Here is a 15,280-nt window from a genome sequence, read left to right as displayed (position 1 = left end):
GTCATACTCCGGTGGTCGCGGCCTGGGTGTAGCCGGCGTACCCGTTGGCCTCGAGCTCGTCGGCCAGCTCTGCTCCGCCGGACTTCACGATCTCGCCATTGACGAAGACGTGCACGAAATCAGGCTTGATGTAGCGCAGAATTCGGGTGTAGTGCGTGATCAGCAGAACTCCGCCGTCCTCGCGCTCCTTGTACTGGTTGACGCCCTCGGACACCACGCGCAGCGCGTCGACGTCCAGGCCGGAGTCGGTCTCGTCGAGGATGGCGATCTTGGGCTTGAGCAGGCCGAGCTGCAGAATCTCGTGGCGCTTCTTCTCGCCGCCGGAGAAGCCTTCGTTGACGCTGCGATCGAGGAAGCTGGCGTCGATCTCGAGCTCGCTCATCGCCGTCTTGGCTTCCTTGACCCAGTGCCGCAGCTTGGGTGCCTCGCCGCGCACAGCGGTGGCGGCGGTGCGCAGGAAGTTCGACATCGACACGCCCGGCACCTCCACCGGGTACTGCATGGCCAGGAAGAGTCCGGCGCGAGCGCGCTCGTCGACGCTCATCTCGAGCACGTTCTCACCGTCGAGCGTGATGGTGCCCGAGGTGACGGTGTACTTCGGGTGGCCGGCGATGGCGTACGAGAGGGTGGATTTGCCGGAACCGTTGGGTCCCATGATCGCGTGCGTCTCACCGGATTTCACGGTCAGGTCGACACCCTTGAGGATGTTGATGGGCTCCGCGGTCGAGTCGGAGTTGGCGACGCTGACGTGCAGGTCGCGGATTTCGAGTGTGGACATCAAAGTTCCTTTGTGCAGTCGAGAAAGGTTCGGGTGGGACCTACGCGCCGACGATGGCGAGTTCGGTCTCGATGGCAGCGTCCAGGCGCTCGCGGACGGCAGCGACCGGAATCTTGTCGATGATCTCGTGGAAGAAGCCGCGAACCACCAGTCGGCGGGCCACCTCCTCGGAGATACCGCGAGCACGCAGGTAGAACAGCTGCTCGTCGTCGAAGCGACCGGTGGCGCTGGCGTGGCCGGCACCGACGATCTCGCCCGTCTCGATCTCGAGGTTGGGTACCGAATCGGCGCGAGCGCCGTCGGTGAGTACCAGGTTCCGGTTGAGCTCGTAGGTCTCGGTTCCCTCGGCCTCGGCTCGAATGAGAACGTCGCCGATCCACACCGTGTGCGCATCGTGCTTGCCCGGGCCCACTTCGCCCTGCAGTGCACCCTTGTACATCACGTTGGACTTGCAGTGCGGAGCCGAGTGATCGACCAGCAGTCGCTGCTCGAGGTGCTGGCCCGCATCGGCGAAGTACAGGCCGAGCATGTTCGCGTCGCCGCCGGGTGCGCTGTAACGCACAGTGGGGCTGATGCGCACCAGGTCTCCGCCGAGGCTTGCGTTGTAGTGCCGCAACACGGCATCGCGTCCGAGCATCGCATGGTGAGCCGCGACGTGTACGGCGTCGGACTGCCAGTCCTGAATCAGCACCACGTGCAGCTGCGAGCTGTCTCCCAGTACGAACTCGATGTTCTCGGCGTACGTGCCGCTACCGCGCTGATCGATCACGACGGTTGCGCGAGCGAATGTGCCGAGCTCGATCTGAACGTGCCCGTACGCGATCCGGTCGGGGCCGGGCCCGTCGACGGTGATCTCGATGGGATCGGCCACCTCGACCTCGTTGGGCACGGTGACGACAGTTGCGCCGGTGAATGCCGAGAACGCCTGCGCCGCAATGCGATCGGCGGGAACTCCAGCCCTGCCGAGGCGGTCGTCGTCTCGGCCTACCGTCTCGACGGTCACCGAATCCGGTGCGCCGACGGTGACCTGCGCAGCGCCGTCGGCCACCGCGGAACCGTCGTGCAAGCCGCGCAGTCGACGCAGCGGCGTGAAACGCCAGAGCTCATCACGGCCGGACGGAATCTCGAACGCATCGACGTCGTAGGACGTGAACTGAGCGCCCTTGTTCGCGACGAGCTTCGACTTGTCTTCCTTGGCCGACTCTGGATTTTCGGATGCCACGGCACCCATGACTCCGGTGAGGGGGTTGTTCACTTATCCGACCGACCCTTCCATTTGCAGCTCGATGAGCCGGTTGAGCTCGAGCGCGTATTCCATCGGCAATTCGCGAGCGATCGGCTCGACGAAGCCGCGCACGACCATCGCCATCGCCTCGTCCTCGGTCATGCCGCGACTCATCAGGTAGAACAACTGGTCGTCGCTGACCTTCGAGACGGTGGCCTCGTGGCCCATGGACACGTCGTCCTCGCGGATGTCGACATACGGGTAGGTGTCGGACCGACTGATCGTGTCGACGAGCAACGCGTCGCACTTGACCGTCGAGCGTGAACCGTGTGCACCCTTGTTGATCTGGATCAGGCCGCGGTACGACGTCCGTCCACCGCCACGAGCGACGGACTTGCTCACGATGTTCGAGGACGTGTTCGGTGCCAGGTGCAGCATCTTCGAGCCGGTGTCCTGGTGCTGGTCCGGGCCTGCGAACGCCACCGAGAGAACCTCACCCTTGGCGTACTCGCCGGTCATCCACACAGCCGGGTACTTCATGGTGACCTTGGAGCCGATGTTGCCGTCGACCCATTCCATCGTTGCGCCTGCCTCGGCCTTGGCCCGCTTGGTGACCAGGTTGTAGACGTTGTTGGACCAGTTCTGAATGGTGGTGTACCGGCAGCGGCCACCCTTTTTCACGATGATCTCGACCACGGCGGAGTGCAACGAATCCGACTTGTAGATCGGGGCCGTGCAGCCCTCGACGTAGTGCACGTACGCACCTTCGTCGACGATGATCAGCGTGCGCTCGAACTGACCCATGTTCTCGGTGTTGATCCGGAAGTAGGCCTGCAGCGGGATGTCGACGTGGACGCCCGGCGGGATGTAGATGAACGATCCACCGGACCACACCGCGGTGTTCAGGGCGGAGAACTTGTTGTCACCTGCGGGAATGACCGTTCCGAAGTACTCGCGGAACAGCTCGGGCTGCTCCTTGAGCGCGGTGTCGGTATCGAGGAACAACACGCCCTGCGCCTCGAGGTCCTCACGGATCGAGTGGTAGACGACCTCGGACTCGTACTGCGCGGCAACACCGGACACCAGACGCTGCTTCTCGGCCTCGGGGATACCCAGCTTGTCGTAGGTGTTCTTGATGTCCTCCGGCAGGTCTTCCCAGTTGGCAGCCTGCTTCTCGCTGGAACGAACGAAGTACTTGATGTTGTCGAAGTCGATGCCGTCGAGATCGGAGCCCCAGTTCGGCATCGGCTTGCGGTCGAACGTCTTGAGCGCCTTGAGGCGCGCCTCGAGCATCCACTCGGGCTCACTCTTCTTCTCCGAGATGTCTCGGACGACGGCCTCGGAAAGACCGCGCTTGGCGCTTTCACCGGCTACGTCCGAGTCGGCCCAGCCGTATCCGTAGGACCCGAGCGAGGCGATGGTCTCGTCCTGGGTCAGCGGCGCGGCGGGTGTCACCTGGTCTGGTGTGACGGTCATGCGGGCTCCTTCCGGAGGCGTGGACGTTCTCCGACACGGGGCTGTGTGTCGGAAGTCTTCTTGTCGGGACTATCGATATCGGAGTGATCGGTTCGGTCCTCGGCGAACCGCGTCACCGTCAGCGGCACATGCGTGGTGCACGCACAGTTTCCGTTGGCAATCGTGGCCAGCCGTTGCACGTGGGTGCCGAGGATCTCCGCGAACGCGGTCTGTTCGGCCTCGCACAGCTCCGGAAACTCCGAGGCGACATGCGATACCGGGCAGTGGTGTTGGCAAATCTGCACACCGCTGCCCACCTGGCGGGTGGTAGCGGAGAACCCGGCCGCGCTGAAGGCGTCGGCGATGCGCTCTGCTGCGTGTTCGACGGCATCCGCATCGGACCCGGTCGCGGGTTCGACATCGGCCACGATCGTGTTCACCCGTTGGCGAGCAAACGTCTCGATGGCTGCATCTCCACCGATCTTGCGCAGTTGCCGCATCGCAGCACCGGCGAGATCGTCGTAGGTGTGGCCGAGCCGGTTGCGACCGGCCGCCGTGAGCTGGAAGTACTTGGCCGGTCGACCCCGGCCGCGCTGGCGTGCGCCGGCAGGAGTGGTGATACGAGCTTCGCTCGCGTCGATGAGTGCGTCGAGGTGGCGGCGCACGCCTGCCGCACTCAACCCCAGCCGACTGCCGATGTCGGAGGCCGTGATGGGACCCTCTTCGAGCAACAGTGTGACCACTGCGGCTCTGGTCTGACCTTCGGGCAGCGGCACCTGCCGAACCGACGGCGTGCGTGCGCCGGCGGCCGAGGAATCGACACTTCCCGGACGCGCGAACGAGCTCTCGGTTGTTTTCACAACACCAGTGTGACGGAATTGAGGTGGATGGTCCACCAAGGGTGCCCTATGCCGGTCACGCTGCGCACGCCGGCCCGGTCAGGAGGACGGTGCACAGCACCCGCAGCGACACGACTACGCTCCCACTGTGCCATCGACCGACAGTGAGCAGAGTTCCGAGAGCTCACCTCTCACGGGCAGCGCAGGTTCTGCTGCCGTCTCCGACGGCTCGAGAAGAACTCCTGCGCACCTGTTCGGTCGATACCTGGTAGCCCCGGCACGCCGCGTCATCGGCCTCGACGCCACCGCACCGGGTGGCGGTGTCGCCACTCTGCACGGCGACGAGCGCGAAGCGCCGGGGCTCGATTCCGCCGAGACGGTTCAGCTCCGCAACATCCGCCGATTCGGCGCTGCGGGCACGGTGTTGATGGCGATCGGAGCCCTCGGTGCGGGCGCGCAGCCGGTACTGCAGAACCCGATCGCAGGCGTTCGATTCCTCAGCCTGCCCTCACGCATGGCCACCTCCGCCCTCACCGTGACGATGACCGGCACCGTGCTCGTCGTGCTGGCGTGGCTGCTGCTCGGCAGGTTCGCCCTCGGGCGCACTCGATCCGGAAACGTGCCGCGGCGCCTGACGCGTTCGCAGATGGACCGCACGCTGATGCTGTGGATTCTGCCCCTGTGTGTGGCACCACCGATGTTCTCGCGCGACGTGTACTCGTACCTCGCACAGAGCGAGATCACGGCCCGCGGACTCGACCCCTACGAAGTGGGACCTCAGACCGCGCTCGGTGCCGACAACGTACTGACCCGCACCGTTCCCAACATCTGGCGTGAGACGCCCGCCCCCTACGGCCCGCTGTTTCTGTGGGTTGGTCGCGGCATCACCTATCTGACCGGCGAGAACATCGTCGCAGGCATCTTTCTGCATCGCCTCCTCGCCCTCGTGGGCGTCGCCCTGATCGTCTGGGCGCTGCCGCGTCTGGCCCGACGATGCGGCGTCGCCTCGGTCACAGCCCTGTGGCTCGGTGCTGCGAACCCACTGGTGCTGTTCCACCTCGTGGCCGGAATCCACAACGAGGCGCTGATGATCGGGCTGATGCTCGCCGGCACCGAGCTCGCGCTGCGAGCCATCGAACACACCGGCACGATGCGCAAGGCCGACATCGCATTCCTCGTCGGTGGAGCCGGCCTGATCGCCCTGTCCTCGACCGTCAAGATCCCGTCGCTCATCGCGCTCGGCTTCGTGGGGATGGCGCTGTCGAGGCGATGGGGCGGCACCCTCAAGTCCGTCGTCTGTGCCGCATTGCTGCTCGGCTCTATCGCAGTCATCGTGCAAGTGGCCGTGAGCTTGGGCAGTGGGCTCGGTTTCGGCTGGATTCATACCCTCGGGACGGCCGGGGTGGTACGCAGCTGGATGTCGATCCCGACGATCCTCGGCCTCGGCACCGGTTTCGTCGGAGTTCTGCTCGGCCTGGGTGATCACACCACCGCTGTGCTCAGTCTCACCCGGCCGATCGCCGCCGTCGTCGCAGGCGTCATCGTCGTCCGGATGCTGATAGCCGTTCTGCGAGGTCGACTGCATCCGGTCGGTGCGCTCGGCGTTGCGCTCGGTGCCGTTGTCCTGCTCTTTCCCGTGGTCCAGCCGTGGTACCTGCTGTGGGCGGTCATTCCGCTCGCGGCCTGGGCCACCACGCCGTCTTTTCGTCGGCCCGCCATCGCGTTCTCCTCCCTGGTCAGCGTCATCCTGATGCCGAACGGCAGCGAGTACCTACCGTTCCAGATAGTGCAGGCCGCAGTGATGACGATCGTGGCCATCGCCGTGTTGTACCTGCTGACGCGGAAGCGAATGCCGTGGCCCACCCGCACCGGACCACCGGCACGTGACCGCGGTGCCGAGGAATACGCTGAGTCCTCGTGATCCACGAGACGTCGAATGCGACGAACTCCGTCGTACAGCTGACCGACGTACGCAAGTCGTACGACGGCACCACTGCCGTCGACGGCCTGAGCCTGAGCATCGGCCCCGGCGAGGTCCTCGCGCTGCTCGGTCCGAACGGTGCCGGGAAGACGACCACCGTCGAGATGTGCGAAGGATTCGTCGTGCCCGACAGCGGGTCGGTGCGCATCCTCGGCCTGGACCCCATCGAACAATCTGCGCAACTACGACCGCGGATCGGGGTCATGCTCCAGGGCGGCGGTGCCTATCCGGGTTCCAAGGCCGGCGAAATGCTGCAGCTCGTGGCGTCGTACTCGGCCGACCCACTCGATCCGGCATGGTTGCTCGAGTGCCTCGGCCTGACGTCGGTCGTCCGCACCCCGTACCGACGCCTCTCCGGCGGCCAACAACAGCGACTCGCGCTGGCTTGCGCCATCGTCGGGCGGCCCGAGCTCGTGTTTCTCGACGAGCCGACCGCCGGGCTCGACGCTCAAGCTCGACTGTTGGTGTGGGAGTTGATCGACGCACTCCGGCGGGACGGGGTGAGCGTTCTGCTCACCACGCATCTGATGGACGAGGCCGAGCAGTTGGCAGACCGGCTGACGATCATCGACAACGGCCGCGTGGTGGCCTCGGGTTCGCCGTCGGAACTGACCAAACAGGGTGCCGAAGGGCAATTGCGTTTCACCGCTCCCCCCGGCCTGGAACTGTCCATGCTCGACGCGGCACTCCCACCCGGCTATGTACCGTCGGAAACGACGCCGGGTTCGTACGTGGTGTCAGGTGTGATCGAGCCGCAGATCCTGGTGATCGTCACATCCTGGTGCGCGCAGCAGGATGTGTTGGCCACCGAGCTGCAGGTCGATCAGCGCCGACTCGAGGACGTGTTTCTCGAGCTGACCGGTAGAGAGTTGAGGAAATGACGGTGCGCAAAGACGCCCGACTCGCCGACAATCGATTCGAGACAGGTCTGTTCGCGCCGCGACCGCAACCGTCCTCGGCCTCGCGCATGTTGTTGGCGCAGACCCGCCTCGAACTGAAGTTGCTGCTGCGCAACGGTGAGCAGCTGCTGCTGACGATGTTCATTCCGATCACGTTGCTCGTCGGGCTGACCCTGCTGCCGTTCGGTGCACTCGGCGAGGACCGAGTTGCGCAGGTCGTCCCTGCGGTGATGATGGTGGCCATCATGTCGACGGCGTTCACCGGCCAGGCCATCGCGGTCGGATTCGACCGGCGCTACGGCGCATTGAAGCGGCTCGGTGCCACCCCGCTACCGCGATGGGGCATCATCGGCGGCAAATCGGCTGCCGTGGTGATCGTGGTGATCCTGCAGTCTGCTCTGCTCGGGTCGATCGGCGTCGCACTCGGTTGGCGTCCGACCTCGACCGGTCTGTTGCTCGGTGCCGTGATCATCGCACTGGGGACCGTCACGTTCGCCTCGATGGGTCTGCTGCTCGGCGGCACGCTGCGCGCAGAGATCGTCCTGGCATTGGCGAACATCGCCTGGTTCGTGATGCTCGGAATCGGCAGCGCGGTGTTCGTCGACGATCAAATTCCCCAGGGGCTGCAGAACGTCGCACGCATCGTTCCGTCGGGGGCGCTCGGTGAAGCCCTGAGCCGAGGCGTTGCCTCGTCCTTCGATGTGTTCGGAGTGGTCGTCCTGCTGGTGTGGGCAGCAGTGTGCAGCACGCTTGCAGTCCGCACGTTCAAGTTCACCTGAACAAGGTCGGACAACCCAACGACGCTGTGTAGTTGACCGGCGTTTACCATCGTGGGGTGCTGTACAGAGCGTTCTTGCGCGTCGTCGATCTCCTCCCTTTGCCGTCCCTTCGAGTGCAGCGAGTGCTCGCGTTCATCGCGATCCTGACGCAGGGCGGCATCGCCGTCACCGGTGCTGTCGTGCGAGTGACCGGTTCCGGTCTCGGCTGCCCCACGTGGCCGCAGTGTTTTCCCGGGAGCTTCACGCCCGTCGGGGTGTCCGAGGTACCGGTGCTGCATCAGGCGGTGGAGTTCGGTAATCGGCTCCTCGCATTTGTCGTCGTCATTTCCGCTGCCGCAGTGGTTCTCGCAGTCGTTCGTGCGCGTCGCCGCCAGGAGGTCCTGCTCTTCGCATGGCTGATGCCCCTCGGCACCGTCGTCCAGGCGGTGATCGGCGGCTTCACCGTGTTGACCGGACTGCTGTGGTGGACGGTAGCGGTACACCTCGTCGTCTCGATGGGCATGGTCTGGCTTGCCACTCTGCTGTATGCCAAGATCGGCGAAAGCGATACCGCACCGGAGTCGACGCCGACCGTCCCGGCTGCGCTTCGTGCGCTCACCGGACTATCGGCACTAGCACTGACCGGTGTGCTGGTCGCGGGCACGATGGTGACCGGAGCCGGTCCGCACGCAGGCGACAAGAGTATCGAAGAACCCGTACCCCGCCTCGGCATCGAAATCGTGACGCTCGTGCACGCACATTCGCAATTTCTGATCGGCTACCTGGCGCTGCTGATCGGACTGGGTTTCGCGCTGTACGCGGTTGGTGCGCCGCAGGTGGTCAAGCGTCGCCTCCACGTTCTGATCGCACTGGTGCTCGCGCAGTCTCTGATCGGGTTGGTGCAGTACTTCACCGGAGTGCCAGCCGTATTGGTGGCCTTTCACGTAGCCGGAGCCGGTGCATGCACTGCCGCGACCGCAGCCGTGTGGGCTGCCTGCCGTACCCGAGGACCGGCAGCGGCGGCACCGACCCAGAACACCGAAGGCGCAGCACTCGGATCCTGAGATCCTGGCATTCGGCCGAGACGACGGGCCCGAACTCGAACACGGGTGGAGGGGCAGCCGACCTCCCCCTCAGATGACCGACTGCCCCTCCACTGACTTCGACGCAGCCGATACCACGTTGGTTCCCGCCGGATCCAACAATTTTCGCAACTTTCTTCGGCTCAGACGATCGCCTGGTTGCGGGCCTTCGGAAACGTCTTCTGACGCGCGACCCACCCGGCCATTTTCTCGTAGTGCCCGCGTGCCGGATTGACGGAGCTGACCAGCTCACGGTCCCATTCCGCCTCGGTCAGCTGATCGACGCTGTCGACGATTGCGCGCGCCACAGCGCTCGACGCAACCACCTGATCTCCGAGCACGCCGTCGGCACCGACCATGGTCAGCCGCGTTCCGGCTCGACCTATCGGCTGGATCACCACGCTCGCCGAATTGCCATGATCGGCCAGGAAGCTGTTCACCGCAGCCAGAGTTGCCTTGGGTATGGAGTTCGACTCGGTCTTCTCGGTGCCCGCGCTGTCGATTTCGGTTGCCATGCCGACACGATACCGAGGTCGTTCACGGTCTCCACACCGACCCATCGGCTCGTTACCGAGCGGTAACTAGGGCACGTGTGAACCGCCGGTGTACAACGGTCTTCATGCGTGCCATTCGAATAGACAACACCGGCGGCCCCGAGGTCATGAATGTCGTCGAGATTCCCACACCGACCCCCGGGCCGGGTCAGCTTCTGGTGCGAGTCGACGCCGTGGGAGTCAACTACATAGACACCTACTTTCGTAGCGGTCTGTACCCACGTGCGCTCCCCTATGTGCCCGGTGACGAAGGTTCAGGAGTGATCGAGCAGCTCGGATCCGAGGTCACCGACTTCACGGCGGGTGATCGCGTGGCCTGGGCCGCGGCACCGGGTAGCTACGCCGAGTACGTACTGGTGGACGCTGCGGCGGCCATCACCGTTCCCGACGGAATTCCTGCAGATCAGGCCGCTTCGGCCCTCCTGCAGGGGATGACCGCGCACTACCTCGTCGAATCGACCTACTGCGCTCGGCAAGGCGAGACCGTTCTGGTGCACGCGGGCGCAGGCGGCGTCGGACTGATGCTGACGCAGCTGGCAGTGGCCAAAGGTGTGAACGTGATCACCACGGTCTCCACGGATGCGAAGGCCGAACGCTCGAGGCAAGCCGGTGCCGCCCACGTGCTGCGGTACGACGACGACATCGCCGCACGGGTGCGCGAACTCACCGGCGGCGAGGGTGCACACGCGGTGTACGACGGCGTCGGTGCAGACACCTTCGAGGCCAGCATGGCCTCGCTTCGAGTCAGAGGCACGCTGGCACTGTTCGGTGCGGCCAGCGGCCCCGTGCCGCCGTTGGATCCGCAACGGCTCAACCGCGGTGGGTCGCTGTTTCTCACCCGGCCCACGCTCGCGCACTACATCCGAAACAGGGCAGAACTCGAATGGCGGGCCGATGAAGTGTTCGCAGCGATCGCACGAGGCGTTCTCAGGGTCGAGATCGGCGCACGGTATGCACTGGAGGATGCGGCCCAGGCCCACACCGATCTGGAATCACGGATGACAACCGGGTCGATCGTGTTGGTGCCCTGATCCGGCCGAAGGCGGATGCTCGCTCAGGAGAAGATCTGAGCGAGCGTCTGCCAACCGAGTACCGAGTCCACTGCCAGGCCACAGAACACCAGGGCCAGGTACTCGTTGGACAGGATGAACAGTTTGAGGGGTTTGACGGGAGTGCCCGCGCGAACCCCTGCATACAGCCGGTGAGCCACGACGAGGAACCACGCCCCCGAGGCAACGGCGACCACTGCGTAGACGATTCCCGAGCCCGGTGCCAACGCGAGAGTGGCGGCGACGGTGGCCCAGGCGTAGAGCACGATGTGCTTGGTGACCTGGGTTTCCGAGGCGACGGCGGGCAGCATCGGAACGTTGGCCGCCTGGTAGTCCTCCTTGTAGCGCAGCATCAGCGCCCAGGTGTGCGGCGGCGTCCACAAGAAGATCACCAGGAACATCACCAGCGCCTGCCAACCGATCGTTCCGGTCACGGCAGACCACCCGATCATCACCGGCATGCATCCGGCTGCGCCACCCCACACGACGTTCTGTGAGGTTCGGCGTTTCAAAACGAGGGTGTAGACGAAAATGTAGAAGCAGATCGTCACGACGGCGAGCACGCCGCTGAGCAAGTTCGTCGTGGCCCACAGCCAGAAGAACGAGAACACGCCCAACACGAGCCCGAAGATCAGTGCATGCGAGACGGGCATCGCACCGCGGGCGAGCGGCCGCTTCTCGGTGCGCTTCATCACCTTGTCGATATCGGCGTCGACCACCATGTTCAGCGTGTTCGCGCTGGCAGCAGCCAACATGCCACCGAACAGCGTGGTCAGGATCAACCACGGATTCACGTGCCCACGGTCGGCCAGCAACATCGCGGGAATGGTTGTCACCAGAAGAAGTTCGATGACCCGGGGCTTCGTCAACGCGACGTACGCAAGAAAAAGCGCGAACGCTCTGCGGGGTGCGGACGCCGCCGGTGTTGTCGCCTCTACGGCGTGACCCTGGTCGTCTGCTCCGAATCCGGGGCCGCCGGCGAAACCGTGTCCGCCCGGCTGCTGCCCAATTCGCACTGCGTCTCCTCGCACGACTGTCGTTCTCTGGCGCTCGGCCACTTGCTTGCGCGCCACCGGCACACGCTGTCATTGTCTCCGGAGCCCGTGACACCGGAGCGCACGCGTCCTCGACCCGACCGAGAAAACTGTCATCGGCAATCGACGAACATGCGCCTACTACAACCGATGGTAGACGGCGGGGTTTGCTCCTCCAATTCGCAGGGCACCCAAAGCGAGAAAACCGTGCCTTCCGAACGACCCTCACGCAATCGCCGGGGGAAGGCACGACAGTAGGGTCGGACAGAACTAGGCTGGTGGAGGACATCCTTCGGCATCGACGATGTGCGCGCTCACGCAGGCACAGTGCAATCGAGGCCGAACGACGATTCCTCGTCAGGCACAACTCGAACGAATGTCAGGAGATTTCTGCTCGTGTCGATCACAGACGATATTGACGTCCTCACCACGGCGCACCACCCCAGTGACTGGACGGACCTGGACACCCGAGCGGTCGACACCGTTCGAGTTCTGGCGGCGGACGCAGTGCAGAAGGTCGGCAACGGCCACCCCGGAACCGCGATGAGCCTGGCTCCACTCGCCTACACCCTGTTTCAGCGGACCATGCGACACGATCCCGCCGACACCCATTGGATCGGCCGAGACCGATTCGTGCTCTCGTGCGGCCATTCCAGCCTGACGCTCTACCTGCAGCTCTACTTGGGCGGCTTCGGGCTCGAGCTGTCCGACATCGAGGCACTGCGCACGTACAAGTCCAAGACCCCCGGGCACCCCGAATTCCGCCACACCGCAGGCGTCGAGATCACCACCGGCCCGCTCGGTCAGGGATTGGCCTCCGCCGTCGGCATGGCGATGGCAGCGCGACGTGAACGCGGATTGTTCGATCCCGAACCGGCCCTCGGCGAGAGCCCGTTCGATCACTACATCTACGTCATCGCATCCGATGGCGACATCGAGGAGGGCGTCACCTCCGAGGCGTCATCGCTCGCGGGCACGCAGGAACTGGGCAACCTGATCCTGTTCTACGACGACAACAAGATCTCGATCGAGCACTCCACCGACATCGCCCTGTCCGAGGACACGGCCGCCCGTTACGAGGCCTACGGATGGCACGTCCAGGTGGTCGAGGGCGGCGAGAACGTCACCGCAATCGAAGAGGCGATCGAAGCCGCAAAGGCCGTCACCGACAAGCCGTCGATCATCGTCCTGCGCACCATCATCGGTTTCCCGGCTCCGACCATGATGAACACCGGGGCCGTCCACGGCGCCGCACTCGGCGAGGAAGAGGTCGCGAAGGTCAAGCAGGCCCTCGACTTCGACCCGGCGAAGACCTTCGAGGTGTCCGATGAGGTCATCGGACACACCCGTGAACTGCAGGAACGCGGCCGCAAGGCACATGCCGAGTGGAACACCGCGTTCGAGGCCTGGGCCGCGCGTGAACCCGAGCGCAAGAAGTTGCTCGATCGCCTCACCGAAGGCAACCTGCCCGAGAACTGGACCGACGCGCTTCCCACATGGGAGCCCGGCAGCAAAGCCCTCGCCACGCGTGCAGCGTCGGGAGAGGTGCTCAACGCCATCGGGCCGGTACTACCGGAACTGTGGGGCGGCTCGGCCGACCTCGCGGGCAGCAACAACACCACCATCAAGGGTGCCAAGTCCTTCGGCCCCACGTCGATCTCCACCGACGACTGGGACGCCGAGCCGTACGGCCGGACGCTGCACTTCGGCATCCGTGAGCACGCGATGGGTGCCATTCTGTCCGGCATCGTCATGCACGGCCCGACCCGCGCATACGGTGGCACTTTCATGCAGTTCAGCGACTACATGCGGCCTGCCGTTCGGCTCGCATCGCTGATGGACATCGACCCCATCTACGTATGGACCCACGATTCCATCGGCCTCGGTGAGGACGGACCGACCCATCAGCCGGTCGAGCACCTCGCGGCCCTGCGGGCGATCCCCAACCTCTCGGTCGTGCGTCCCGGTGACGCCAACGAGACCGCATTCGCGTGGCAGGCAGTGCTCGCCAAGTCCAGCAGCAGCGGCCCCGTGGGCCTCGCGCTCACGCGTCAGGGCATCCCCGTTCTCGCGGGCACCAGCTTCGAGGGTGTCTCCAAGGGTGGATACATCCTGGTCGAGTCGTCCAAGGCCACGCCGGATGTCGTACTGATCGGAACCGGCTCGGAACTGCAGTACGCCGTCGAATCGGCGAAGCAGCTCGAGGCGCAGGGCATCGCGGCCCGTGTCGTCTCGATGCCGTGTGTCGAATGGTTCGAGAGCCAGGATCAGAACTACCGCGACCAGGTCATCCCACCGACGGTCAAGGCGCGCGTGTCGATCGAAGCGGGCATCGCGATGCCGTGGTGGAAGATCGTCGGCGGTTTCGGCGAGATCATCTCGCTCGAGCATTACGGCGAGTCTGCCGACGCTGCCACCTTGTTCCGCGAATTCGGCTTCACGGCCGAGGCCGTGACCGCAGCCGCACAACGCTCCATCACCAACGTGAAGGGATAATCCATGACCCAGAACAAGAATCTCGCAGAGCTTTCGGCCGCTGGAATTTCGGTGTGGCTGGACGATCTGTCCCGAGACCGCATTCGCTCGGGCAACCTGCAGGACCTCATCGACACCAAGAGCGTCGTCGGCGTGACCACCAACCCGTCGATCTTCCAGGCCGCGCTGAGCAAGGGCGATGCCTACGACGAGCAGGTGACCAAGCTCGCCGGTGAGGGTGCCGATGTCGAGACCACGATCCGCACCGTCACCACGGACGACGTCCGCGAGGCCTGCGACATCCTGATGCCTGTGTACGAGGCCAGTGCAGGCGTCGACGGCCGCGTGTCCATCGAGGTCGATCCTCGCCTGGCACACGAGACGGACAAGACCTACGAACAGGCCGTCGAACTGTGGAAGATCGTCGACCGCCCCAACCTGCTGATCAAGATTCCGGCGACCGAAGAGGGCATCCCCGCCATTGCCAAAGCGATCGGCGAGGGCATCAGTGTCAACGTCACGCTCATCTTCTCGGTGGAGCGGTACGAGTTGGTGATGAATGCCTATCTCGACGGTCTCGAGACCGCCCGAGCAGCAGGCCACGATCTCGACAAGATTCACTCGGTCGCGTCGTTCTTCGTCTCCCGCGTGGACAGCGAGATCGATTCCAGGCTCGACGCCATCGGAACCCCCGAGGCGGAGGCATTGAAGGGCAAGGCCGCTCTGGCCAACACCCGTCTGGCGTACGTCGCCTACCAGCAGGTCTTCGAGGTCGCTCCTCGCTTCCACGAGCTCGCGGGCAGCGGCGGACGACCGCAGCGGCCGCTGTGGGCGTCGACGGGTGTCAAGTCCGACGCCTACCCCGACACCATGTACGTCACCGAACTGGTGTCTCCGAACACGGTGAACACCATGCCCGAGAAGACCATGGACGCCGTGGCCGACCACGGTGAGATCACCGGCGACACCGTCACCGGGAAGGGGCCGGAGTCGCAGGAGATCTTCGACAAGATCTCCGCCCTCGGAATCGACCTCACCGACGTCTTCCTGACCTTGGAGAACGAAGGTGTCCAGAAGTTCGAGTCCGCATGGAACGAGCTGCTCGACGCAACCGGCGAGCAACTCGCCCGCGCAGGTCAGAAGAGCTGACC

The 15,280-nt window shown here is 64.8% G+C and carries 13 protein-coding genes; 7 read left to right on the top strand and 6 right to left on the bottom strand.

All coding sequences use genetic code 11. The features are described 5' to 3' along the window. Position 1 precedes the first annotated feature (1 nt). The 4 genes from sufC to J1M87_RS05685 are packed head-to-tail and all read right to left on the bottom strand — an operon-like array spanning position 2 to position 4,234. A complete protein-coding gene (gene sufC, locus J1M87_RS05700) occupies positions 2–778 on the bottom strand; it encodes a Fe-S cluster assembly ATPase SufC (protein ID WP_206488540.1) in 777 nt (258 codons plus the stop codon). 40 nt (positions 779–818) lie between these two features. After that, the gene (sufD, locus tag J1M87_RS05695; RefSeq protein WP_206488793.1) at positions 819–2,009 is read right to left on the bottom strand and encodes a Fe-S cluster assembly protein SufD; all 1,191 of its coding nucleotides are present in this window, start codon (positions 2,007–2,009) and stop codon (positions 819–821) included. Positions 2,010–2,033: 24 nt separating this feature from the next. Then, entirely contained in the window at positions 2,034–3,479 is a 1,446-nt protein-coding gene (sufB, locus tag J1M87_RS05690; protein WP_206488539.1) for a Fe-S cluster assembly protein SufB, read from the bottom strand. Next, positions 3,476–4,234 (bottom strand): helix-turn-helix transcriptional regulator, encoded by a 759-nt coding sequence (locus J1M87_RS05685; RefSeq protein ID WP_374222361.1) that lies wholly within the window; start codon positions 4,232–4,234, stop codon positions 3,476–3,478. The genes sufB and J1M87_RS05685 overlap by 4 nt, the downstream gene beginning before the upstream one ends. A gap of 328 nt (positions 4,235–4,562) precedes the next feature. Between J1M87_RS05685 and mptB the strand changes: the two genes are divergently transcribed. From mptB to J1M87_RS05665, 4 genes are read left to right on the top strand one after another with little or no spacing between them, the layout of a single operon-like run. Continuing rightward, on the top strand, positions 4,563–6,218 hold the full coding sequence (gene mptB, locus J1M87_RS05680; RefSeq protein ID WP_206488791.1) for a polyprenol phosphomannose-dependent alpha 1,6 mannosyltransferase MptB: 1,656 nt from the start codon (positions 4,563–4,565) through the stop codon (positions 6,216–6,218). Further along, complete coding sequence (locus tag J1M87_RS05675; RefSeq protein ID WP_307830736.1) at positions 6,215–7,159, top strand: ABC transporter ATP-binding protein; 945 nt, start codon at positions 6,215–6,217, stop codon at positions 7,157–7,159. Before mptB ends, J1M87_RS05675 begins: the two co-directional genes overlap by 4 nt. Then, complete coding sequence (locus J1M87_RS05670; protein WP_206488537.1) at positions 7,156–7,956, top strand: ABC transporter permease; 801 nt, start codon at positions 7,156–7,158, stop codon at positions 7,954–7,956. The genes J1M87_RS05675 and J1M87_RS05670 overlap by 4 nt, the downstream gene beginning before the upstream one ends. Before the next feature lie 56 nt (positions 7,957–8,012). Then, the gene (locus J1M87_RS05665; RefSeq protein WP_206488536.1) at positions 8,013–8,999 is read left to right on the top strand and encodes a heme A synthase; all 987 of its coding nucleotides are present in this window, start codon (positions 8,013–8,015) and stop codon (positions 8,997–8,999) included. Between the two features lie 161 nt (positions 9,000–9,160). On the opposite strand, the gene J1M87_RS05660 is transcribed toward J1M87_RS05665, so the two are convergent. Then, positions 9,161–9,532 carry a hypothetical protein gene (locus tag J1M87_RS05660; RefSeq protein WP_206488535.1) on the bottom strand — a complete coding sequence of 124 codons (372 nt, stop codon included), beginning with the start codon at positions 9,530–9,532 and terminating at the stop codon, positions 9,161–9,163. A gap of 104 nt (positions 9,533–9,636) precedes the next feature. Between J1M87_RS05660 and J1M87_RS05655 the strand changes: the two genes are divergently transcribed. Then, positions 9,637–10,602, top strand: coding sequence for a quinone oxidoreductase (locus J1M87_RS05655; protein ID WP_206488534.1), 966 nt, complete (start codon positions 9,637–9,639; stop codon positions 10,600–10,602). 23 nt (positions 10,603–10,625) lie between these two features. Here the strand turns inward: J1M87_RS05655 and J1M87_RS05650 are convergent, their stop codons facing one another. Continuing rightward, positions 10,626–11,636, bottom strand: a complete 1,011-nt coding sequence (locus tag J1M87_RS05650; RefSeq protein WP_206488533.1) for a heme o synthase — start codon at positions 11,634–11,636, stop codon at positions 10,626–10,628. Positions 11,637–12,050: 414 nt separating this feature from the next. On the opposite strand from J1M87_RS05650, the gene tkt reads away from it, so the two are divergent. Together tkt and tal are read left to right on the top strand one after the other, a co-directional pair. Continuing rightward, on the top strand, positions 12,051–14,150 hold the full coding sequence (gene tkt, locus J1M87_RS05645; protein ID WP_206488532.1) for a transketolase: 2,100 nt from the start codon (positions 12,051–12,053) through the stop codon (positions 14,148–14,150). 3 nt (positions 14,151–14,153) lie between these two features. Beyond that, positions 14,154–15,278 carry a transaldolase gene (gene tal / locus J1M87_RS05640; RefSeq protein WP_206488531.1) on the top strand — a complete coding sequence of 375 codons (1,125 nt, stop codon included), beginning with the start codon at positions 14,154–14,156 and terminating at the stop codon, positions 15,276–15,278. Positions 15,279–15,280 lie beyond the last annotated feature (2 nt).

Origin of the sequence: Rhodococcus sp. KRD162, from assembly GCF_017168335.1 — a bacterium.
GTDB lineage: Bacteria > Actinomycetota > Actinomycetes > Mycobacteriales > Mycobacteriaceae > Rhodococcoides.
Note: the sequence above shows the minus strand (reverse complement) of the source record. Positions and strands in the feature narration are given on the sequence as shown.